Raw genomic sequence first — 21,646 nt, 5'->3', positions numbered from 1 at the left:
GATTTTTTCTCCATACATACTACTCACAAATAATAGCAACACTACCATTGCTAACTGTTTTTACTGGAGGTGCTTACTTATGAGCAATTGGTACAGTAAGACGAAAGATCAAACATTAATTGACCTAGAAACAAACGAACAACACGGTTTAACAGATGAAATTGTAAGTGAACGTTTAAAGCAATACGGTTCTAATGAATTAGCTACAAAACAAAAACGCACTTTATGGCAGCGTATTTTCGCCCAAATTAATGACGTCCTCGTATATGTCCTTATTATTGCTGCCCTTATTTCTGCCTTTGTAGGTGAATGGGCGGATGCCAGTATTATCGCGCTTGTTGTAGTTTTAAATGCTGTTATCGGTGTTGTCCAAGAATCTAAAGCAGAACAAGCTTTAGAGGCACTAAAAAAGATGGCAACACCTAAAGCTATCGTCAAGAGACATGGTGAACTAAAAGAAATTCCATCTGAACACGTCGTTCCAGGGGATATCGTTATGCTCGATGCCGGACGATATATCCCATGCGATTTACGCCTTATTGAAACCGCAAATTTAAAAGTTGAAGAATCTGCTCTAACTGGTGAATCTGTCCCTGTTGATAAAGATGCAATCTACCACCCTTCCATGCAAAGCGATGAACAAGTACCACTCGGCGATCAAAAAAACATGGCCTTTATGTCTACTCTTGTAACATACGGAAGAGGCGTCGGTGTTGCTGTTGAAACTGGAATGAACTCACAAATTGGTAAGATTGCTACCCTTTTACATGAAGCAGACGATGATATGACACCACTTCAAAAAAGCTTAGCACAAGTCGGAAAATATTTAGGCTTTGTCGCTGTAGCTATTTGTATCATTATGTTCCTCATCGGTTTTTTACAAGGCCGGGATACGTTAGAAATGTTTATGACTGCTATTAGTTTAGCCGTTGCAGCTATTCCAGAAGGCTTGCCAGCTATCGTTTCCATCGTTCTTGCAATTGGTGTGCAACGTATGATTAAACAAAACGTTATCATTCGGAAACTACCAGCTGTTGAAGCCCTCGGTTCTGTCACAATTATTTGTTCAGATAAAACAGGTACGTTAACGCAAAATAAAATGACCGTTACTCACTTTTATAGTGATAACACATACGATCGCTTAGAAAGTTTAAATGTAAATAATAATGCGCAACGTCTATTGTTAGAAAATATGGTGCTATGTAATGATGCGTCTTACAATAACGAATCACAAACGGGAGACCCGACTGAAATTGCACTTCTCGTTGCTGGAACCACTTTTAACATGCAAAAAGATTATTTAGAAAAAATACATGAACGTGTTAACGAAGTACCTTTCGATTCAGATCGTAAAATGATGTCAACCGTACATACATACGATGGAAGCTACTATAGCATGACGAAAGGCGCTATTGATAAGCTCTTACCTCGATGTACCCATATTTTTAAAAACGGCAAAATCGAGATTTTAACTGATTCTGATAAAAATCAAATATTAGAAGCTGCCGGATCAATGTCTCAAGAAGCTTTAAGAGTACTTTCATTCGCATTTAAACAATACGATTCAAACGATGTGGATATAAATCATCTTGAAGAAAACCTTATCTTTATTGGTCTTGTCGGTATGATTGATCCACCGCGAACTGAAGTGAAAGATTCAATTAAAGAATGTAAAAAAGCCGGTATTCGCACAGTTATGATTACTGGTGACCATAAAGATACCGCCTTTGCAATTGCCAAAGAACTTGGTATTGCTGAAGAAATATCTGAAATTATGATCGGAACTGAATTAGATAACATTTCAGATACAGAGCTAGCAAGCAAAATTAATCATTTAAATGTATTCGCCAGAGTCTCTCCAGAACATAAAGTAAAAATTGTAAAGGCATTGCGTGCAAAGGGAAATATCGTTTCTATGACTGGTGATGGTGTCAATGACGCTCCATCTTTAAAGCAAGCGGATGTTGGCGTAGCGATGGGCATTACAGGAACAGACGTTGCAAAAGGGGCAGCAGATGTCGTGTTAACAGATGATAATTTCTCATCTATTGTGAAGGCTGTTGAGGAAGGTAGAAATATTTATCGTAACATAAAAAAATCAATCCTCTTCCTACTCTCTTGTAACTTCGGAGAAATTATCGCTTTATTTTTAGCCATTTTACTTGGCTGGGCAACACCTCTACGACCTATTCACATTTTGTGGGTGAATTTAATTACAGATACACTTCCTGCATTATCACTTGGGGTTGATCCTGAAGATCCAGATGTGATGAAGGAAAAACCACGACATGCGAAAGAAAGTTTATTTAGTGGTAGCATTCCTTTTCTGATTTTCAATGGGGTTATCATTGGACTGTTAACGCTAATAGCTTTTATCGCCGGAGCAAAATTCTATACTGGAGATACAAATTTATTCCCTCTTTTCCCAGAACGAATTGATGACGATGCTCTATTACACGCTCAAACGATGGCATTTGTCGTTCTTAGTTTTTCTCAGCTTGTTCATTCATTTAACTTGCGTTCAAGAACGAAATCAATTTTTTCAATTGGGATCTTTACCAATAAATATTTAGTCTTCTCCCTTCTTATCGGTGTTCTTATGCAAGTTTGTATCATCTCCATCCCGCCCCTTGCAAATATATTCGGTGTACATGCATTAACGATGCGAGATTGGGGATTTGTTCTCTTATTAAGTATCATTCCACTTATTGTGAATGAGATTATTAAATTAGTGAAGAGAAACTAAAAGGCAATGAGGACTATTCCTCATTGCCTTTTCATTTACCCTACTATTTTCCGTGCAGTAAAACTCCCACCTCAAAATTCAGTTTGAGCAAAGAAGTTAGGTGGTAGATTAACTGCCCATAAATGTCCAATTGGTGAAGGCTAATAATCGGTGGGGATGAACAAAACCCCACTGATTAAAGTTTCACTTTATCCTTGTAATTCTTTTTTAATGTTTTCAGTTAATGTAGCCATACGCTTGCGGCTTTCTTCACGCTCACGTTTGTTTTGTTCTTCAATTTGTTGTGTTTCTTGCATACCTCTTGAAATAATGTTCCAAGTTTCCTCAAGTGTTTCCATCTTAATACTAGAAGAACCTGATAATCTCGCTACTTCTACACTTTGCGTTGCGATATTTTGTGCATTTTTCTTAAGTAATTCATTTGTACGGCGATCCAGTTCAGCCATAGAATCTGCAACAAGCTTTTGACGCTTCGCATTTACCGCTTGAATGATACCATTTTTAAAGATCGGAATCGTTGTAATAAATGCTGTATTAATTTTACCAATTAATTTATTATTACCACGTTGAATCATACGAATTTGTGGTGCTGTAAGTAGTGCAACCATACGCGCTTTTTCTAAATCATCAATACGTTGCTCTAAAATTTCAACCGAGTTTTTAAGCGACTCTAATTCAATACCTGCTAATTGATCATTATTACGCACACGCTCTTCATACATCGGAACTAATTCTGTATTTAAACGCTCTAATAGCATTTCTCCTGCTACTACGTACTTCTCTAAGTCTAAATAATATTTTAAGTTTTGCTCATACAAGCCATCTAACGTACCAATTGATTTTTTCATCTCATCTTGGTACTTCGTAATTTCCACATACACTTTATCAATTTCACGGCCCATCGTTTGATACTTGCTAAAGATTTGTTCAATCATTTTATCCGCTTTTTTGAACATACGTGAGAAGAAACCACTTTTCTCTTCCGCAAAGTCTTTGCTATCAAATCTGTCCATAATTTTACCAAGCTGTTTTAATAATTCACCAGAATCTTCTATCTTTGATAATGACATTGTATGTAAAATTTGATCAGCAAAACGTGAAATTTCCATAGAAGGTTCTTTTCCAAGTTCAATTAATTCTAATTGATCTTTAATATCTACCGCATTATAAATACGTTGTACATCCGCATCTTGTCTAAGTTGCAAGCGAACATCTTGTGCTGTTTGCTCATTTAATTCTGTTTTCGGATCTAGTACGACTGGGTTATTCATATGGTATTCTCCCTTTCCTTATAAAAATGGACGAAATAGTCCTTTTATTGTTTGTGATAAATTTTTATAGGCTGATGAACCATGAAACTCAAGATCGAAATTAACCTCTTCAAGCCAATGGGAATCAAATGCCCCCGCTTCAATATACGGTTCAATATCGTTTCTTCCCGTTGGATTGAAATGGAATACATCTACTCCAATTTGATTTAAAAATAGTAATAAAACAGCATCAGAACGAGTTAACTCTCCACTCTTCTCATTATTAAATATAACAATTTTCGGCACATCTTGTGAATAATCAAATTTCTCAAGCTGTTCTAAAATATTCGGTGGTATTTGAGAAAGTTGCGCGAAAACATATAGCGCTACATCTTGTTTTGTCTCTTTCGCAATTGGTTTGCACATTTCACTTTCACACGTATGGATAATCGCTTCTGCAATCCCATGTTGTAAACCTTCCGGTAAACGCTTATGCGGCCACCAATGGCTATTCATAATTAGATCAGGATGTAATTTCCCCCCACGGTCTAATGCATCTCGATAATGATATTGGAAGTTTGCTTTTTGCTCTTTCGTAAATGGGAATGTATTAACTAGTATACTGTTATCAAATGATGTAACAGCCTTTAATCGTTGAAAATACTCTTTATCATTCTTTGAAACGCCTGATATTTTCGCAAATAAAGAAGGGATATAAATATGTTTATTTTCAACAAAGAATGTCGGGCGTACAAACGCCTTTTCTTTCGTAATTAAAAAGAGCTCATCATATGTTGTTTTTAGTGTACGAGCTACAGGCGTATAGGAACGGAATTGCCACGGCTTGTACAGCAGTGAATTATCGTGGTGAAGTACTTGCTCAATTTCTTTTGAAGCTTGATACGCTACTGTTGCCACACGCTCGCGGCGGCGATCTGGAAATGGTTCAAGAGAAATACGGCCTGGATGAGACACAATAAAGGTCCTTCCCTCTTCATCAACATTCTCAAATCCATCTTTTCCTTCTGGGTGATAATAAAGCACATCACAACCGAGCATAATAAGAAAGTATAAGAAATATATACGGCTTTCCTGTGCATCACCATACCAAACGATACGCGGCATCTGTTTCTTATAATTAATCGTAGAAAACCACTTCGCTACATAATTTTCGCTTAGTTTAATTATGTCGATTAAGAAACGACGGAAGCCTTCTGTCTTTAACGACTGATTATGTTGTTTCTCATATAATTTCAATAGTGAAATAAACGTCGTATGTATGTAATGCTGTAAATCAGGATTGTCTACTTTCGGTAAAAGTTGTTTCCCAGATAAGTGTGCAACTAACCTATTTACTGTCAGACCATTTGGTGCTTCTTGATGTAATCCGAACACTTCTTGAATATGACGAAGCTTTTCCGAATCAATCACTTTGTTTAAATTTTGTTCGTGTAAAACTTCGATTTCTTTCGCTTCACTATAATCAAACAGTTCATTAAAATATTCATCTACATCATTAGGAACGCCAAGGATTCGACATGCTATATAACTAAATTTCATCTCATTCTCTGTCAGTTCATATTGTGGACGTTTTTCTAAAAGCGTTTCAAATTGCTTTAAATCTGATTCATCTTTTAATGCATATGGTTGAAGTGTAAAACGTGAAAACACAACAGTTCACCTCCAAAAACAGTTACGTTTTTTCTAAGTCCTTCTTCTATTATAAACTATTTTTTGTTATAAAAAATGGGCGCTCGCAAAACGAGCAAACCCATTTCAATTATTTATTATCTTCTTTAGTAGCTGCAACTTCTTCTTTAGCTTGTCCAGAATTCTTCATGTAGTGAATTATAAATGTTGCTCCAAATGCTACAACTAAAATAATAAAGAATAGTGTATGACTAATCTCAATCTCGATTAAAGACAGTAACATTTTCGATGCAATAATTAAGATTAAAATGTATGCTGTCGTTTCAAGCTCTGGAATACGCTCTAATAATTTCAAGAATACACCGGCAATACCACGCATCATTAAAATACCTAGCATTCCGCCTAATAATAAAATCCAAACTTCATTAGATACACCAAATGCAGCAAGTACACTATCTACAGAGAATGCGATATCCATTAATTCGACCATTGCAACTGTTCCCCAGAAGACACCGAACATTCTGAAGAAAATACTGTTTTGGTTCATACCATGAGCTTCCTCTTCTTCACCTGCACCTTTACGCTTATCAATAAAGTATTTTACTGATAACCAAGCAAGGTAAAGTGCACCAAGAAGTTTTACCCACCATAATTTAATCAAGAACATTCCGATTCCAATTGCAATAAAGCGGAATATATAAGCTCCAATAAGTCCATAGAATAATGCTTTTTTACGTTTCTCTTCAGGAAGGTGTTTTACCATTACCGCTAACACAAGTGCGTTATCAGCAGATAACAACCCTTCAAGTACAACAAGTGTACCAATTAATCCCCAAGATACTGGATCTTGCAACACTTTAATCCACATGTCCAAGTCGAAAAACTGAGCATACGTATCAAGGATTCCTTGCAAAATACTCATCTTACCTTTATCCCCTATTCTTTGCTAGATTTATAGAAAGGTCAAAAAAAGGAAACGAATATCGTTTCCTTTCTATGCATCCAAGCCATACGCTCTTACAAGCGCACCTAAACCACCTTGGAATCCACTTCCTACTGCATTAAACTTCCACTGTCCATTATGACGGTATAATTCACAAAAGACAACTGCTGTTTCGATAGAGAAGTCTTCCCCTAAATCAAAACGAAGAACTTCTTCGTTCGTCTCTTCATTCGCTAAACGAACGAATGCGTTTCCTACTTGTCCAAAGTTTTGATTACGGCCTTCCGCATCATAAATTGTAACTGTAATAGCAATTTTATGAACGTCTGCTGGAACCTTTTTCAAATCTACAACAAGTTGCTCATCGTCGCCTTCGCCTTCACCTGTTCTGTTATCGCCAGTATGTAAAACTGATCCACAAGGAGACTTTAAATTATTATAGAAGATAAAATCAGTTTCCTTCGTACATTTCCCGTTCGCATCTAATAAAAAAGCAGATGCATCTAAATCGAAATCGTCTCCGCCATCATAAGATTTAATATCCCATCCAAGACCAATTACTGCTTTTGTTAAACCAGGACTCGTCTTACCTAAATCAATCTTCTGTCCTTTTTGTAACTGAATAGCCATTTATATTCACCTCTATATTTTTATCTTTAAAAATATACCCATCAGTAAACATGCATTTCACCAATGGATATATAAATTGAATCTATTACTCTACATCTAAACCAAAGTTATTACATAGAGACGCTAATCCACCTTGGAATCCACTTCCGATTGCATTGAACTTCCAATCACCTGCATGGCGGTATAATTCACCTACTACTACCGCTGTTTCAATAGAGAAATCTTCTCCTAAATCGTAACGAATTAACTCTGCATTCTTTTCTTCATCGAGAATACGTACGAATGAGTTAGAAACTTGACCAAAGTTTTGGCTGCGGCCTTCTCCATCATAAATTGTAATTGTGAAACAAATACGTTCGATGTGAGCAGGAACATTTTTTAAATCGATTTTAATCGCTTCATCATCGCCTTCGCCTTCACCAGTTCGGTTATCTCCTAAATGCTCTACAGCACCATTCGCACCTTTGGGATTATTATAGAAAACGAAATCTTCTGCTCCTGAAACTTTACCGTTCGCACCTACTAAAAAGATACTAACATCTAAATCGAAATCAGCTTGTCCATCATAACGATTTGTATCCCAGCCAAGCCCTACAAGTACCTTTGATAAACCTGGATTTGTTTTTGTTAAATCTACCTTTTGTCCCTTTTTTAAAGAAATAGATGCCATTTAAAAATTCCTCCTTAGTTTATCCTATTGATAACGTGATACAATCTCACTTAAGTTTTTATCTTGCGTGCCTTCTCCAACTGCTGAAAACTTCCACTCATTTTCGTAGCGATACATTTCTCCTGCAATTAAAGTTGTTTTACTAGCATAGTTTTCTGATAAATTATAACGTGCTAATTCCTCACCTGTATGAGGATTTTGAATACGAATATAAGCGTTACGAATCATACCAAAGTCTTGACGTCTGTTTACACAGTCATAAATATTTACAACGAATACTAAACGGTTAATACGACTTGGGACTTTATGTAATTCTACAAAGATTGTTTCATCGTCACCTTCGCCTTCACCTGTTAAATTATCTCCTGAATGAATAATACTACCACAAGTAGAAAGTTTGTTTCCGAAGTAAACTAAATCATTTTTGTTTAAAAAACGATCTCCTTCTAACATAACAACAGATGCATCACAATCTATATTTGGTTTACTTCCAAATAATGAAGACAGAAATCCACCTGATTGCCCAATTGGATCCCAGCCTAAGCCAACCTGTAGTTTTGCTACTTTTGGTTGTCCTTTCGTTAAATCGATCTTTTGACCTTTTTCTAAAATAATAGGCATGAAGTTTCTCCCTTTCTACAAAGCATTTTCCATATCGGAAAATATTGTATTCTTCTCTTATATTGTAGCATTATTTACCTATTGATAAAAAGGATAAATTCTCAGTTATATGAAAACATTCATATAATTTACTTACGATGATGTAATAAGTGGTAAATAGCACCAATCATTCCTGCACAATTACCGTTTTGTGCAAGTTCAATCTCACAATTATTATAAATCTCTTGATTTAAGTATTTACTGACCTCTTCTTTTACTTCTTTTAAAAACTCATTTCCTCTATCGGTAATTCCTCCCCCAATAATAATTGTTTCTGGATTAAAAATATAAGCAAGATTACTAATTCCGATTGCCAAATGTTTAAAGAAAATCCCAACTGCTTGAGCAACTTCTCTATCTCCTTTATCATACAACTCAAAAATTGTTCTCCCATTCCACTCGCCTTTGCCTTTATATTTTCTTACAAGCCGAATTAATCCTGAAATCGAAGCAACCTCTTCAAACGTTTTTCCTTCTATTAGCATATTCCCCCATTCACCAGCACTAAATGAATGTCCTCGGTACAATTCTCCATCTATAAAAATTGCTCCCCCAACTCCTGTTCCAATGGTGAGCATAATAAAGTTCTCTTTCTCTCTTACACTACCATTCCACTTTTCTCCAAACGCTGCACAATTCACATCATTGTCAATCGATACCGGAACTTTTAATATCTCTTGCAATCTATCAATAATAGGAATAGTACTATATCCCGGAATATGATCCGCGCCTCCCGTCACAATTCCCTTATTAATATCAACAATTCCCGCAGTGCTAATACCAATTCCGGCAATAGTATGTTCATTCATTAATTTTTTTGATAAAAGAATGAGTTTTTGAATAATTTGTTCTCCGCCTAAGTGAATTTCTGTTGCAACTGTTTTACGCTTTAATACTCTCCCTGCTTCTGAAATAATGCCATACTTAATTTGCGTACCGCCAATATCAAACGCTATATACTCTTTCATCTACTGCCACTTCCTCTACCGTTATGAATGTAAATTCTCCACCTCTATTATTTGTAGGAAATCTACATTAACTCTTTTCTGCTTTGACAAATATACCACCTTTTTCTATATATAGTTTTTTTTGCATAAAACTCTTTTTCCTAAGAAATATTACAAAGGGATGTATTTTAGATGGAACATTCATTTCTTAGGAGGAAAACCATGACGAAAATCTTCATTTTAGCATCAACACTCTCTCTATCTTTTTTTAGCGGTTTAAATATCGGTAATGCTGCAACTGAAAACTTCCAACCATTAACAAACGCTATTGTACAAAATAGCGATCATTTTGCAGAAGGAAACTCAAAGGATAATAATAAACCTCCAGGAAATAACGGTTCTCAGGACGATAGTGGTTCCGGTGGCAGCGGCTCTGGTGAAAACGGTTCTGGTGGCGATGGCGGCAACGGTTCCGGCGGTAACGGTTCTGATGGCAGTGGCTCTGGCGGCAATGGTTCCGGCGATAACGGTTCTGGTGGCAACGGTTCTAGCGGCAGTGGTTCCGGCGGTAATGGTTCCGGTGGCAGTGGTTCTGGCGGTAACGGTTCCGGTGGCAGTGGTTCCGGCGGTAACGGTTCTGGTGGCAGTGGTTCCGGCGGTAACGGTTCTGGTGGCAATGACTCTGGTGGCAATGACTCTGGTGGCAGTGGTTCTGGCGGTAACAGTTCTGGTAGCAACGGCTCTGGTGGCAGCGGTTCTGGCGGTAACGGTTCTGGTAGCAACGGCTCTGGTGGTAACCGTTCTGGTGGCGATGGTTCTGGTGGCAGTGGCTCACACGGCGGTAATGGCTCTCAAGGTGGCAATCGTGTTAAAGGCGATAGCAATTCTCAGGAGGGCAACGGTTCTCAAGGGGGTAATGTAAAAGATAATACGAAAAAACAAGGTGATAAATTACCGAATACCGCAACGCATTACCCTATATCTATTTTAATGGGTCTTTCAATATTCCTAATTGGTATGTTACTGTTTATTCGTCGTAAAAACGTAAAATAAGAGCAACATACTTCCATCTAAAGAATACATGAAATACTTTATAAAACTAAAAAGGACTTTGGATTGCATTTTATTATGCAGCCCAAAGTCCTTTTATCACCTATCAGAAAAAGTATTAATACGCTTTTCCCCAATACACCATTTGTTTAGCTTCTTTACCACAACAAATACATTCATCAGCTAAATGCTCTTGCTCAAAAGGCATACAACGTGAAGATACTCCAACTTCTTCTTTTAGTTTTTCTTCACAAGCTAATTCCCCGCACCACATTGCCTTAATAAAGCCTTGCTTTTCGTCAGCTATTTTTTTCATCTCTTCGAAATTTGTCGCAACATACGTATTCTCATCGCGAAATGCTTTTGCTTTATCAAATAAAGCAATATGAATTTCTTCAAGTAATGCTGGAATACGTTCTTCTAATTGATCCATTGATACAAACTCTTTTTCCTTCGTGTCTCTTCTTACAAGTACAACTTGATTCTTTTCAATATCTTTAGGGCCAACTTCTAATCGAATTGGAATCCCCTTCATTTCATACTCATTAAATTTCCAGCCTGGTGTTTTATTACTAGCATCTATTTTTACTCGTGCAACCTTTTGAATATGTCCTTGTAACTCTGTTGCTTTTGCTAAAACTCCTTCTTTATGCTGAGCAATTGGTACAATAACAACTTGCACTGGAGCGACTTTTGGTGGCATTACAAGTCCATTATTATCACTATGAACCATTATTAGCCCGCCTATCATTCTTGTTGATACACCCCAAGATGTTTGGTGCACATATTGCCACTTACCGTTACGATCTAAAAACTTAATATCAAATGCTTCTGAGAAATTCGTCCCAAAGTTATGAGAGGTTCCTGTTTGAAGTGCTTTTCCATCATGCATTAAACTTTCAATTGTATAAGTTGCCTTTGCTCCAGCAAACTTCTCTTTTTCTGTTTTTTGTCCTTTAATAACTGGTATTGCTAAATAATCCTCACAGAAAGAAGCATATAAGTTTAAAATATTTAATGTTTCAGCCTGCGATTCTTCTGCCGTTTCATGGATTGTATGACCCTCTTGCCATAAAAATTCAGTCGTACGAAGGAATGGCCTAGTTGTCTTCTCCCAACGAACTACTGAACACCACTGATTATATAACTTTGGCAAATCATTATAGGATTGCACAATTTTTGAAAAGTGCTCACAGAACAAAGTTTCAGATGTAGGACGTACACAAAGTCTTTCCGCTAACTTTTCATCTCCACCATGCGTAACCCATGCTACTTCAGGAGCAAATCCTTCAACATGATCCTTCTCTTTTTGCAATAAACTCTCTGGGATAAACATTGGCATATATACATTTTCATGGCCAGTTCCTTTTAACTTCTCATCCATCACCTTCTGCATATTCTCCCATAAGGCATAACCATACGGACGTAAAATCATGCACCCTTTTACACTTGAATAATCAACAAGTTCGGCTTTTTTTACAATATCGGTATACCACTGCGCAAAGTCCTCTTCCATCTTCGTAATGGCTTGCACTTGTTCTTTTGCCATAGTCAGTCTTCCTCCTTCTAGAAAATACAAAAAAGCCCGCGTCCCTAAATAGGGACCGAGCTTTGCCGGCGTTACCACCCTGATTCATGCACAAAAATTGCGCATGCTCTCTTTTTGATAACGGGAAATTCCCGCTGCATATGCAGAACTCAAAGGCAGGTTCCATATTGCCTTTTTAAGAATCTTTCAGCCTGACGGATTCTCTCTCTGCTAAAAAGGTTGAACATGTACTAGTCCTTTTTCATCGTTATAACGAAATAAATTTGTTGATTATCATAATACAAATTCTTTTTTAAAACAATAGCTAATTTTCTTATTTTTATATATCCTTTTCATTTTTTGCAGTTTTATACGTAGCTTTTCCGCGTAATTTTCACAAGTTGATGTGCAATCATACCGATAAGTGTACCAAGTAGGACAAAGAAACCAATAAATCCATATCCCATTCCTTCCCACCCACCAATAACCATCATTGTAACGGGAAAGGACGCTAAGCAAAGAAGTATTAAACTAAGTGCAAATATAATATCAAACTGTTTGTCTGGAAACCGTTTCTTTAGTAAATATGAAATAGCAAATACAAGGATAATCGTGATTCCGCCAATGATGTAAAAAATACCAAATCCATCTAACCAATCCATAGTGTTCCCTCCCTCCATAGATTCCCTTATACTTAATTATATGTTTAATTTTTCTGAAAATAAATAATAAACTTTCACCTAAAAATATATATTTATTACTAGGTGTTAATAGTAATATATAATAATAGGTTTTATATAATCAGGAGGGAACTTTATGGATAAAGCATTAACAAACCACGTCATCATTTTATCATTCGACTGTTTATCAGCTTTAGATTTTCCTATACTACAAAAACTACCTCATTTCCAATCTCTAATAAAAAAGGGCACGGTTGTCGAAAAAGTAGAACCAATTTATCCTTCTGTAACATATCCAAGCCACTCAACAATCGTAACTGGTAATTACCCTAACAAGCACGGTGTTGTTAGCAATACGTTACTTCAACCAGGGCGTGAATCACCTGATTGGCATTGGTACCGAAAATCAATAAAAGGAACAACATTGTATGATGAAGCGCGCAAAGCAAATTTAACGACAGCTGCCCTTCTATGGCCTGTTACTGGAAGAGCGAACATCGATTACAATTTACCAGAAATTTCCCCCAATAGACCTTGGCAAAATCAAGTGTTAGTTTCCTTATTTAGCGGTAGCCCACTATACCAATTAGATTTAAATCGTCGTTTCGGCCATATAAGAAATGGTTTATCACAACCAGAGCTGGATGATTTCGTCCTCGCCTCTGCTGTGCATACAATCCAGACGAAAAAGCCTAATGTCATGTTCGTACATTTCACCGATCTAGACACACAAAGACACTATCACGGCTTTGAATCTAACGAAACAACAGCTGCTATCCAGAGACACGACAAACGTCTAGGGAAAATTATTCAAGCACTAAAAGAAAGTAACCTATACGAAGAAAGTACAATTATTGCCCTTGGTGATCATAGCGCTTTAAGTGAAAACAAATCCATCCAATTAAATGTGCTATTCCATCAAAGAGGACTTATATCTCTTAATAAAAAAGGAAAATTAGTAGACTGGAAAGCCTATTGCCAAAGTTGCGACGGCTCTGCCTATGTATATGTAAAGGACAAAAATGATATGGATACAATCCGGGAGGTACAACTACTCCTTGAAGAACTACTTCAAAATAAACAAAACGGAATTGAATTTATACTTCATGATGAAGCTGCCAAAGACTGCGGTGCAGACGGTAATTGTTTATTCATGTTAGAAGCACGAGAAGGGTATTATTTCACTGAAAACTATACAGGAGATTTTATAAAAGAAATTACTGAAAAAGATGTTACGCCTAGTAAAAAATATACATTTGGTACGCATGGATACTCTCCAACAAAACCTAACTATGAAACAATTTTTATCGCTGCTGGGAAAGGAATAAAAAGTGGCTTTACCGTCCCGTATATGAGACTTATTGATGAAGGTCCAACTATCGCTAGACTACTCGGTTTACACTTAGGTGAAACAGACGGAGCAATTGTAGAGGATTTACTCCAATTGTAAAGAACTGTGTATATATGTAAAAGTTATGTAAAATTCATCACTGTTTCTCTTTTTATAATTTTTATTTTTGTACACTGTTAGTAAAACAAATTTAAGGGGGAACATTATATGAAAAAAATGTCCAGACAAGAAAAAAGCTGGATATTATACGATTGGGCGAACTCTGTATACTCGCTCGTCATTACAACTGCATTATTTCCAATTTACTTTAAAGCAGCTGCAAAAGAAGCTGGACTATCTGGGGCAACTTCAACAGCATATTGGGGATATGCAAACTCATTCGCAACACTTTTAATTTCTATACTTGCTCCTATTCTTGGCACAGTTGCTGATTATAAAGGATTTAAAAAACGTTTTTTCACATTCTTCTTTGGACTCGGTATCGTATTTACAAGTATGTTAGCAGTCGTTCCAACCTCTCAGTGGTACTTATTGCTAGGGTGCTATATGCTCGCCTTAATCGGCTTTGCTGGAGCAAACATTTTCTATGATGCATTTTTAGTAGACGTCACTTCTGAAGATAGAATGGACCGAATTTCTACAAGAGGATTTGCATTAGGTTATATCGGGAGTACAATTCCTTTTATCGGTTGTATCGCTCTTATTATTCTTTCTCAAAAAGGAACTATTCCCTTATCGGTCGGCATTGCTAGTCAAATTTCCTTTGCAATAACAGCTCTTTGGTGGGGGTTATTTACAATTCCAATGCTAAAAAACGTAGAGCAAACACACTATATTGAGCGTCATCCAAGACCTATTAGAATGAGCTTCAAACGTCTTGCTGATACTTTTAAAAATATTAAAGAATATAAAACTGTATTTATGTTTCTAATCGCTTACTTTTTCTATATTGACGGAGTCGATACAATTATTACTATGTCTACCGCTTACGGAACCGATCTCGGTATTAGTGCAACGAATCTATTAATCATATTATTTGTAACACAAATTGTCGCTTGTCCATTTGCTTTACTATACGGAAAATTATCTGAAACATTTACTGGCAAAAAAATGCTATATGTCGGTATCATTATTTATATCATTATTTGCACATATGCTTATTTTTTAAAAACGACACTTGATTTTTGGATTTTAGCAATGTTAGTTGCTACATCTCAAGGTGGTATTCAAGCACTAAGTCGTTCATACTTTGCAAAACTAGTACCAAAAGAATCTGCTAATGAATTCTTCGGATTTTATAATATATTTGGGAAGTTTGCCGCAATTATGGGTCCGGTATTAGTCGGTGTTACAACGCAATTAACAGGAAAAACAAACGCTGGTGTTCTTAGTATTATTGTTCTATTTATTATCGGAGGATTCTTACTAACTAGAGTTCCAGAAAATAATACATCCGTTACACCACCTAGTCCAAAGACTAAAACGCTATAAGAAAAGATCCTCTTCTCATAAGAAGAGGATCTTTTTTATTTTTAAAGGTGCGCCTTATAATGAACGACTCTACTGCTTGTACAAAAATAATTTATCAACAGTTGTTCCTAATACTTCAGCTAAACGGAACGCTAACGCTAAGCTTGGATCATATTTATTATTCTCAATTGCATTTATCGTTTGTCTAGAAACCTTACATTTATCAGCTAATGCGCCTTGTGAAATATTATTTTCAGTGCGTAATTCATAGATTTGATTTTTCACACCATTGCTCCTAACCTGTAAAATCGTTTTTACAACATCAGTATATAATTGGCTCATATAGTTGTCAAAAGTTCCTCAAAGAAAAAAGGAGCAATATTGCTCCCTTACAATAGTTATTTTGAAGCTAATGAATTTGTTAGTGCCTCTTTGTTAGCGATATCTTCTTTCTTTATTTGCATACGTACAACTGGCCCTATCGCTAATAAAATAAGTGCCATCGCTATACAAAACACAGTAACTAGTGAAGTTAGTTCCTTTAATCCTCCAGCTAATGAAGTTCCAATTAGCATTGCCCCCATAAACAGTGGTAAAATCGTTCCATTTACTCTTCCAACCATATTTTCTGGTACAAGTTGAATCATAAGCGTACCGACAACAATATTAACACAAGCTAAACAAATACCTGTTCCAAATCTCATGAAACTAGTAATCCAAAATGATGTAGATAGCCCTTCTACTAAAAATGAAAGGGCTAATATACCCATACCGAATACAAACATCTTTTTCGGATTCACTTTTGAAGCGAAAACTGCAGCAACAATACCACCGAGTAACATACCTATTCCGTCAGCTGCCGCTAAATATTGAACAGCTTCTTTTTCCATACCTAAACGTTCAATTACAAGGAATACTTCTAATGGATTCGTTAATCCAACAGCTAAACCCATAATTGTAAAAGTGATCGTAATCATACGTAAATTTTTCGTATGAAGAACATACTTCCAACCTTCTTTTATATCATTTTTTAATGAGTCTCTCGCCACCTGCTCTTTTTCAACCCATTTTGGTAAGAATGAAAGGGCGATAGCAGATAACAAAAATAAAATGATTAAGCTATATAGTGATGTAAATAAACCAAGTTGTGTATACACAAGCGATCCCACCACTGGTCCAAAAATCAGAAATAATGACTGTAATGTTTGGTTAAATGCAATCGCATTTGCTACCTCTCCTTCTTTTACATAGCGCTTAAATATACGCGAAGATGAGGGCTGAGAAAACTGACCTACAATCGCGGAAATGAGTGTTGCAAAAAATATAGCCTGCCAATAATCCAGCTTTAACAACAAGACAATTCCTATAATAGACAGTACACTTAATACATCTCCAGCGACCATTGTTCTTTTCGGATTCCAGCGATCAGCTAGCGCACCACCGATAAACGAGAAAATAAAAATAGGTGCATATTCCATAACTGATAACAACGAAACAGAAACTGGATCATTATTCGTTCGCTCCATTATAAAATACAAAAGAGCCATATTTCTGATCCAAATTGCAAATTGTTGTAAAATATCAGACGCCATAACGAGCATAAATGCTCGGTTTTTAAATAAAGCGTTCATTTTCATTCCCCTTTCATAAACCGACCGTTCGGTCTAATTTATTTTGTAAGAAAAGCAACTGACCTATTATTCAGCTGCCATTCCTTTTAACAATACATCTATTGCCTTTTTATAAATACGTTTCAGCTCTTTATAATCTAATTCGTAGTAAAGCACTCCAAGTCCTGATAATAATCCGTTTACAATATACATAAGATCACGAGTATTATCTTCACGGAACTCTCCAGACTGTATACCTACTTCAATTAATTTCTCAAACATAACATATGATTCTCTAGTTAAAGCTAACAGTTCATCCAGAATCTCTTTACTTACAACTTGGCTCATAGAGAATTCCTCTATTGCATTTGAAATTGGTTGCTGTATGTCCTCTACATGATATTCCGCGAGACCATATAGTTTTTCAGTACTAGTGCTATACAACTTCTCTTTTTCATTCCATTTTTCAATCCAATCATACGTATGCTGTTTCACTACAAATAAAAATAATTCTTCTTTACTTTTAAAGTGATAATAAATACTTCCTTTACTTCGCTCTGTAATTTCACAAATCTCTTCCATAGATGTAGCTGCGTAGCCCTTCTGTGAAAATAGACTTTCTGCTTTATATGCAATTTCTTTCTTTATCTCTTCTGCGCTTCTTCTCATATTCACACCTCTTTAAACCGACCGTTCAGTCTAATAATAACAAATCAAAAACCTCTATCGCAAGAGGCTATATTCCTTATTTAAGAAAACGTACTTTCAAACCAAGTTCGAATCATATGTATGGTTCCAAATTTAAATGCTAATTTAACAAGAAATACGCCTCCTGCAGCTAATAAAAATAACACTACTTTCCCCTTATTTTTCACTTTCGGTTCCCTTTTCATTTCCATTCCCCTTAGTATGTTAAAAATATTAAACAAACGTTTGTTTAACTGTGTTTATGCATATGTAAGCCGACTAATCAAACGTTTGTTTAAAAAGAAATACGCCTATATAAGGCGCATTTTTATCAATCACCACCGCCACCACAGCTTCCTCCGCTATCTCCCCCAAAAGATCCTCCACAATCATGTGAGCCGCCATCATGCGAGCTATCATTATCAGATCCAGCAAAGAAAAATAATGGTGATGAGCTGTTAGATGAATTATGAATGTTATTTTGTTTTGTAAGATTTACCTTCTTTTTGTTCGATCGAACTGCTGTTACGATTGTTCCAACTACAACAAATAATAGTATGACAATAATAAATTCCATTTAAAAGCCTCCCTTATTCCTCGAATAATTGAATGGTTCTCTCTAAATTTTCAAGTGAAATGAAGCGTGATTCACGAAGAATTTCTTTTCCATTATGAAATAATAAAATTGTTGGCCCTGTAAATACTCCATATCGCCCCGCAATCTCCTGCATGTCTTGTAGTAATATCTCTATTTTCTCTACGTAATCATAATTCTCTAATACGCAATTTACTTTTCTTAGCATAACATCACAAACACCACAATTTTCCGTTTTAATAAACAGAAGTACCAATTGTTGTTCTTCGATATAGGTCGCTAATTCTTCTATCGTTTTAAATGTAGTCATCTTATCCCTCTTAGCGTAATTTACGAAATACTTTGTCTTGATACATACGAAAAGCTGAACTATCTTTAATCTTTCTCTTTTCCATTACCTGCTGAAAACGAAGCGTTTTTGCTGTTAACTCTTCTCGTAATCTCTTTCTCTCTTCTTCATCATAACAGCAAGCAATTAGATCCTCTATTTTTAATATATCTTTTTGTAGTTCCATTTCTGGTGGAATCATTCCCGCATTTTTTAAAATTTTATAACTCATTCTAAGTTCTGGAGGTACCATTGAAAGATCTTCTAATTGTAGTGGTTTTCCTTTTCCCGGAAGATAATCAAGATCACCATTCCGTATTGCTTGTCGAATTTTTTCTTCAGCAATGTTCAAAAACACATCCACACCATTCCCTCCTTTACATATTTTTACTATTATTTTACATGATATTTCCTTATCTTTCTACGTCTTTAATAATTGGCTCCATACAATTTTTTCTCAAATTTATTTATAATAAGCTTTTTCCTCCCATACCAATCTTTCGTTTTCATATATAGTTTGTATTCAAGCCTTTTTGTATTGAGAAAGTCTTTTTTAACTTAATAAAGCGTTTACACTAAATCTTACATTTGTTACGATTTAATCACCCCCAGCTCCCTTGTATAGACTTCGTGATGTCTGATCATTTTATCTAGACGTTTCACACGTCTAGATTCATTTTGATTTATTGGCGTATGCCTTTAAATATATCTTTTATTTTGAAAGGAGAAATGGCTATGAGGTCTCAAAAATTCACACTGCTATTACTATCCCTACTACTTTTCTTACCTCTTTTTCTCACAAATTTTATTACTCCAAATCTCGCATTAGCAGATTCACCAAAGCAAAGTCAAAAAATTGTTGGGTACTTTCCTTCGTGGGGCGTTTACGGACGTAATTATCAAGTTGCTGACATTGATGCATCAAAACTTACTCACCTTAACTATGCTTTCGCGGATATTTGTTGGAATGGAAAACATGGAAACCCTTCTACTCATCCTGATAATCCAAATAAACAAACGTGGAACTGTAAAGAATCTGGTGTACCATTGCAAAATAAAGAGGTTCCTAATGGTACTCTTGTACTCGGTGAACCATGGGCTGATGTTACCAAATCGTATCCTGGCTCAGGGACAACTTGGGAAGATTGCGATAAATATGCCCGTTGCGGAAATTTCGGGGAACTAAAACGATTAAAAGCTAAATATCCTCACTTAAAAACAATTATTTCCGTTGGTGGCTGGACTTGGTCTAACCGCTTTTCTGATATGGCCGCTGATGAAAAAACAAGAAAAGTATTTGCTGAATCTACAGTAGCTTTTCTTCGCGCATATGGGTTTGATGGCGTAGATTTAGACTGGGAATATCCGGGCGTTGAAACGATTCCTGGTGGTAGTTATCGTCCTGAAGATAAACAAAATTTCACTCTCCTTCTTCAAGACGTCCGAAATGCTTTGAATAAAGCAGGTGCTGAAGATGGCAAACAATATTTACTAACAATCGCTTCAGGTGCAAGTCAACGCTACGCTGATCATACAGAACTAAAGAAAATTTCTCAAATACTCGATTGGATTAATATTATGACATATGATTTCCACGGCGGATGGGAAGCTACTTCTAATCATAATGCAGCTCTATATAAGGATCCAAATGACCCAGCAGCAAATACGAATTTTTACGTAGATGGTGCTATAAATGTTTATACAAATGAAGGTGTTCCAGTCGATAAACTAGTATTAGGCGTACCCTTTTACGGACGTGGCTGGAAAAGTTGTGGCAAAGAAAATAACGGACAATATCAACCTTGCAAACCAGGTAGTGATGGGAAACTTGCTTCTAAAGGTACTTGGGATGATTACTCTACCGGTGACACAGGTGTGTATGATTACGGTGATTTAGCAGCCAATTACGTTAATAAAAATGGTTTTGTACGCTACTGGAATGACACAGCTAAAGTACCTTACTTATATAATGCAACTACAGGCACATTTATTAGCTACGATGACAATGAATCTATGAAATACAAAACAGACTATATAAAGACGAAAGGTTTAAGTGGAGCAATGTTTTGGGAACTAAGCGGAGATTGCCGTACAAGTCCAAAATATAGTTGCAGTGGTCCAAAATTACTTGATACGCTAGTAAAAGAATTACTTGGTGGACCTATTAGTCAAAAAGATACTGAGCCACCAACGAATGTTAAAAACATTGTAGTTACGAATAAAAATTCAAACTCAGTTCAATTAAACTGGACTGTATCTACTGATAACGTAGGAGTTACGGAATATGAAATTACTGCTGGAGAAGAGAAATGGAGTACAACAACAAATAGCATTACAATTAAAAACTTAAAACCTAATACGGAATACAAATTTTCGGTAATTGCCAAAGATGCTGCTGGAAATAAATCACAACCTACCGCTCTTACTGTCAAAACGGATGAAGCTAATACGACACCTCCTGATGGAAATGGTACTGCTACATTTTCAGTCACTTCGAATTGGGGCAGCGGTTATAACTTCTCGATTATAATCAAAAATAATGGAACGACTCCTATTAAAAATTGGAAATTAGAATTTGATTATAGCGGCAATTTAACACAAGTTTGGGATTCTAAAATTAGTAGTAAAACAAATAATCATTATGTAATTACGAACGCAGGATGGAATGGTGAAATTCCTCCTGGTGGATCTATTACAATTGGCGGTGCAGGAACAGGTAATCCTGCCGAACTTTTAAATGCCGTCATTAGCGAAAACTAGACGTAATATCCATTAATTACTTCAATAAAGTTTGAATTTAGGTTTGAGCAATACCTCCTAAATTCAAACTTTTAATTTTATGAAAAATCAA

At 36.0% G+C, this 21,646-nt stretch carries 21 protein-coding genes and 1 other annotated feature; of the genes, 5 read left to right on the top strand and 16 right to left on the bottom strand.

From position 1 onward, the window contains the following. Nucleotides 1-79 precede the first annotated feature (79 nt). A complete protein-coding gene (locus N2V80_RS02315; protein ID WP_061655989.1) occupies nt 80-2,746 on the top strand; it encodes a cation-translocating P-type ATPase in 2,667 nt (888 codons plus the stop codon). A gap of 188 nt (nt 2,747-2,934) precedes the next feature. On the opposite strand, the gene N2V80_RS02310 is transcribed toward N2V80_RS02315, so the two are convergent. The 7 genes from N2V80_RS02310 to N2V80_RS02280 all read right to left on the bottom strand — a co-directional run bounded on the left by N2V80_RS02310 (nt 2,935) and on the right by N2V80_RS02280 (nt 9,517). After that, entirely contained in the window at nt 2,935-4,017 is a 1,083-nt protein-coding gene (locus N2V80_RS02310) for a toxic anion resistance protein (protein ID WP_001064409.1), read from the bottom strand. An 18-nt stretch (nt 4,018-4,035) separates the two neighbouring features. Further along, nucleotides 4,036-5,667, bottom strand: a complete 1,632-nt coding sequence (locus N2V80_RS02305; protein ID WP_061655988.1) for a YceG family protein — start codon at nt 5,665-5,667, stop codon at nt 4,036-4,038. Between the two features lie 109 nt (nt 5,668-5,776). Continuing rightward, on the bottom strand, nt 5,777-6,568 hold the full coding sequence (locus tag N2V80_RS02300) for a TerC family protein (protein WP_000025688.1): 792 nt from the start codon (nt 6,566-6,568) through the stop codon (nt 5,777-5,779). A 72-nt stretch (nt 6,569-6,640) separates the two neighbouring features. Then, the gene (locus N2V80_RS02295) at nt 6,641-7,219 is read right to left on the bottom strand and encodes a TerD family protein (protein WP_001007532.1); all 579 of its coding nucleotides are present in this window, start codon (nt 7,217-7,219) and stop codon (nt 6,641-6,643) included. Nucleotides 7,220-7,304: 85 nt separating this feature from the next. Then, nucleotides 7,305-7,889, bottom strand: a complete 585-nt coding sequence (locus N2V80_RS02290; protein WP_000146720.1) for a TerD family protein — start codon at nt 7,887-7,889, stop codon at nt 7,305-7,307. Between the two features lie 24 nt (nt 7,890-7,913). Then, nucleotides 7,914-8,510, bottom strand: coding sequence for a TerD family protein (locus tag N2V80_RS02285; protein WP_001121578.1), 597 nt, complete (start codon nt 8,508-8,510; stop codon nt 7,914-7,916). A 128-nt stretch (nt 8,511-8,638) separates the two neighbouring features. Next, nucleotides 8,639-9,517 carry an ROK family protein gene (locus N2V80_RS02280; protein WP_061655987.1) on the bottom strand — a complete coding sequence of 293 codons (879 nt, stop codon included), beginning with the start codon at nt 9,515-9,517 and terminating at the stop codon, nt 8,639-8,641. A 201-nt stretch (nt 9,518-9,718) separates the two neighbouring features. On the opposite strand from N2V80_RS02280, the gene N2V80_RS02275 reads away from it, so the two are divergent. Next, complete coding sequence (locus tag N2V80_RS02275; protein ID WP_061655986.1) at nt 9,719-10,549, top strand: LPXTG cell wall anchor domain-containing protein; 831 nt, start codon at nt 9,719-9,721, stop codon at nt 10,547-10,549. A gap of 115 nt (nt 10,550-10,664) precedes the next feature. On the opposite strand, the gene proS is transcribed toward N2V80_RS02275, so the two are convergent. Together proS and N2V80_RS02265 are read right to left on the bottom strand one after the other, a co-directional pair. Beyond that, the gene (gene proS / locus N2V80_RS02270; protein WP_001040994.1) at nt 10,665-12,095 is read right to left on the bottom strand and encodes a proline--tRNA ligase; all 1,431 of its coding nucleotides are present in this window, start codon (nt 12,093-12,095) and stop codon (nt 10,665-10,667) included. A 47-nt stretch (nt 12,096-12,142) separates the two neighbouring features. Then, nucleotides 12,143-12,349 (bottom strand) — a binding site (T-box leader). Nucleotides 12,350-12,442: 93 nt separating this feature from the next. Next, entirely contained in the window at nt 12,443-12,736 is a 294-nt protein-coding gene (locus tag N2V80_RS02265; protein ID WP_000383853.1) for a YesK-like family protein, read from the bottom strand. A 154-nt stretch (nt 12,737-12,890) separates the two neighbouring features. Between N2V80_RS02265 and N2V80_RS02260 the strand changes: the two genes are divergently transcribed. Continuing rightward, nucleotides 12,891-14,204 carry an alkaline phosphatase family protein gene (locus tag N2V80_RS02260; protein ID WP_061655985.1) on the top strand — a complete coding sequence of 438 codons (1,314 nt, stop codon included), beginning with the start codon at nt 12,891-12,893 and terminating at the stop codon, nt 14,202-14,204. A gap of 108 nt (nt 14,205-14,312) precedes the next feature. Continuing rightward, nucleotides 14,313-15,596, top strand: a complete 1,284-nt coding sequence (locus tag N2V80_RS02255) for an MFS transporter (RefSeq protein WP_000738812.1) — start codon at nt 14,313-14,315, stop codon at nt 15,594-15,596. 69 nt (nt 15,597-15,665) lie between these two features. Here the strand turns inward: N2V80_RS02255 and N2V80_RS02250 are convergent, their stop codons facing one another. The 7 genes from N2V80_RS02250 to N2V80_RS02220 form a co-directional block, all read right to left on the bottom strand. Then, the gene (locus N2V80_RS02250; RefSeq protein ID WP_002023181.1) at nt 15,666-15,917 is read right to left on the bottom strand and encodes a helix-turn-helix transcriptional regulator; all 252 of its coding nucleotides are present in this window, start codon (nt 15,915-15,917) and stop codon (nt 15,666-15,668) included. Nucleotides 15,918-15,973: 56 nt separating this feature from the next. Further along, the gene (locus N2V80_RS02245; RefSeq protein ID WP_000992568.1) at nt 15,974-17,206 is read right to left on the bottom strand and encodes an MFS transporter; all 1,233 of its coding nucleotides are present in this window, start codon (nt 17,204-17,206) and stop codon (nt 15,974-15,976) included. Nucleotides 17,207-17,272: 66 nt separating this feature from the next. Then, entirely contained in the window at nt 17,273-17,854 is a 582-nt protein-coding gene (locus N2V80_RS02240; RefSeq protein WP_001254434.1) for a TetR/AcrR family transcriptional regulator, read from the bottom strand. 80 nt (nt 17,855-17,934) lie between these two features. Continuing rightward, nucleotides 17,935-18,078 (bottom strand): hypothetical protein, encoded by a 144-nt coding sequence (locus N2V80_RS02235; protein ID WP_000817981.1) that lies wholly within the window; start codon nt 18,076-18,078, stop codon nt 17,935-17,937. A gap of 125 nt (nt 18,079-18,203) precedes the next feature. Beyond that, complete coding sequence (locus N2V80_RS02230; protein WP_000394369.1) at nt 18,204-18,449, bottom strand: hypothetical protein; 246 nt, start codon at nt 18,447-18,449, stop codon at nt 18,204-18,206. A 13-nt stretch (nt 18,450-18,462) separates the two neighbouring features. After that, nucleotides 18,463-18,777: a thioredoxin family protein gene (locus tag N2V80_RS02225; protein WP_000206517.1), complete on the bottom strand. Its 315-nt coding sequence runs from the start codon at nt 18,775-18,777 to the stop codon at nt 18,463-18,465. 10 nt (nt 18,778-18,787) lie between these two features. Then, nucleotides 18,788-19,159 carry a DnaJ family domain-containing protein gene (locus N2V80_RS02220; protein ID WP_000382380.1) on the bottom strand — a complete coding sequence of 124 codons (372 nt, stop codon included), beginning with the start codon at nt 19,157-19,159 and terminating at the stop codon, nt 18,788-18,790. 371 nt (nt 19,160-19,530) lie between these two features. On the opposite strand from N2V80_RS02220, the gene N2V80_RS02215 reads away from it, so the two are divergent. Then, the gene (locus N2V80_RS02215) at nt 19,531-21,555 is read left to right on the top strand and encodes a glycosyl hydrolase family 18 protein (protein WP_001257486.1); all 2,025 of its coding nucleotides are present in this window, start codon (nt 19,531-19,533) and stop codon (nt 21,553-21,555) included. The last annotated feature ends 91 nt before the right edge of the window (nt 21,556-21,646 follow it).

It is taken from the genome of Bacillus sp. FSL W8-0640, from assembly GCF_038007725.1.
Lineage (GTDB): Bacteria > Bacillota > Bacilli > Bacillales > Bacillaceae_G > Bacillus_A > Bacillus_A cereus.
This window is presented reverse-complemented; position numbering and strand designations above follow the sequence as displayed.

Bases quoted from the DNA above. Each gene is read 5' to 3' on its own strand.
- N2V80_RS02315 (WP_061655989.1), top strand. From the start codon at position 80: ATGAGCAATTGGTACAGTAAGACGAAAGATCAAACATTAATTGACCTA.
- N2V80_RS02310 (WP_001064409.1), bottom strand. From the start codon at position 4,017: ATGAATAACCCAGTCGTACTAGATCCGAAAACAGAATTAAATGAGCAA.
- N2V80_RS02300 (WP_000025688.1), bottom strand. From the start codon at position 6,568: ATGAGTATTTTGCAAGGAATCCTTGATACGTATGCTCAGTTTTTCGAC.
- N2V80_RS02295 (WP_001007532.1), bottom strand. From the start codon at position 7,219: ATGGCTATTCAGTTACAAAAAGGACAGAAGATTGATTTAGGTAAGACG.
- N2V80_RS02290 (WP_000146720.1), bottom strand. From the start codon at position 7,889: ATGGCATCTATTTCTTTAAAAAAGGGACAAAAGGTAGATTTAACAAAA.
- N2V80_RS02285 (WP_001121578.1), bottom strand. From the start codon at position 8,510: ATGCCTATTATTTTAGAAAAAGGTCAAAAGATCGATTTAACGAAAGGA.
- N2V80_RS02280 (WP_061655987.1), bottom strand. From the start codon at position 9,517: ATGAAAGAGTATATAGCGTTTGATATTGGCGGTACGCAAATTAAGTAT.
- N2V80_RS02275 (WP_061655986.1), top strand. From the start codon at position 9,719: ATGACGAAAATCTTCATTTTAGCATCAACACTCTCTCTATCTTTTTTT.
- proS (WP_001040994.1), bottom strand. From the start codon at position 12,095: ATGGCAAAAGAACAAGTGCAAGCCATTACGAAGATGGAAGAGGACTTT.
- N2V80_RS02265 (WP_000383853.1), bottom strand. From the start codon at position 12,736: ATGGATTGGTTAGATGGATTTGGTATTTTTTACATCATTGGCGGAATC.
- N2V80_RS02260 (WP_061655985.1), top strand. From the start codon at position 12,891: ATGGATAAAGCATTAACAAACCACGTCATCATTTTATCATTCGACTGT.
- N2V80_RS02255 (WP_000738812.1), top strand. From the start codon at position 14,313: ATGAAAAAAATGTCCAGACAAGAAAAAAGCTGGATATTATACGATTGG.
- N2V80_RS02250 (WP_002023181.1), bottom strand. From the start codon at position 15,917: ATGAGCCAATTATATACTGATGTTGTAAAAACGATTTTACAGGTTAGG.
- N2V80_RS02245 (WP_000992568.1), bottom strand. From the start codon at position 17,206: ATGAACGCTTTATTTAAAAACCGAGCATTTATGCTCGTTATGGCGTCT.
- N2V80_RS02240 (WP_001254434.1), bottom strand. From the start codon at position 17,854: ATGAGAAGAAGCGCAGAAGAGATAAAGAAAGAAATTGCATATAAAGCA.
- N2V80_RS02235 (WP_000817981.1), bottom strand. From the start codon at position 18,078: ATGAAAAGGGAACCGAAAGTGAAAAATAAGGGGAAAGTAGTGTTATTT.
- N2V80_RS02230 (WP_000394369.1), bottom strand. From the start codon at position 18,449: ATGGAATTTATTATTGTCATACTATTATTTGTTGTAGTTGGAACAATC.
- N2V80_RS02225 (WP_000206517.1), bottom strand. From the start codon at position 18,777: ATGACTACATTTAAAACGATAGAAGAATTAGCGACCTATATCGAAGAA.
- N2V80_RS02215 (WP_001257486.1), top strand. From the start codon at position 19,531: ATGAGGTCTCAAAAATTCACACTGCTATTACTATCCCTACTACTTTTC.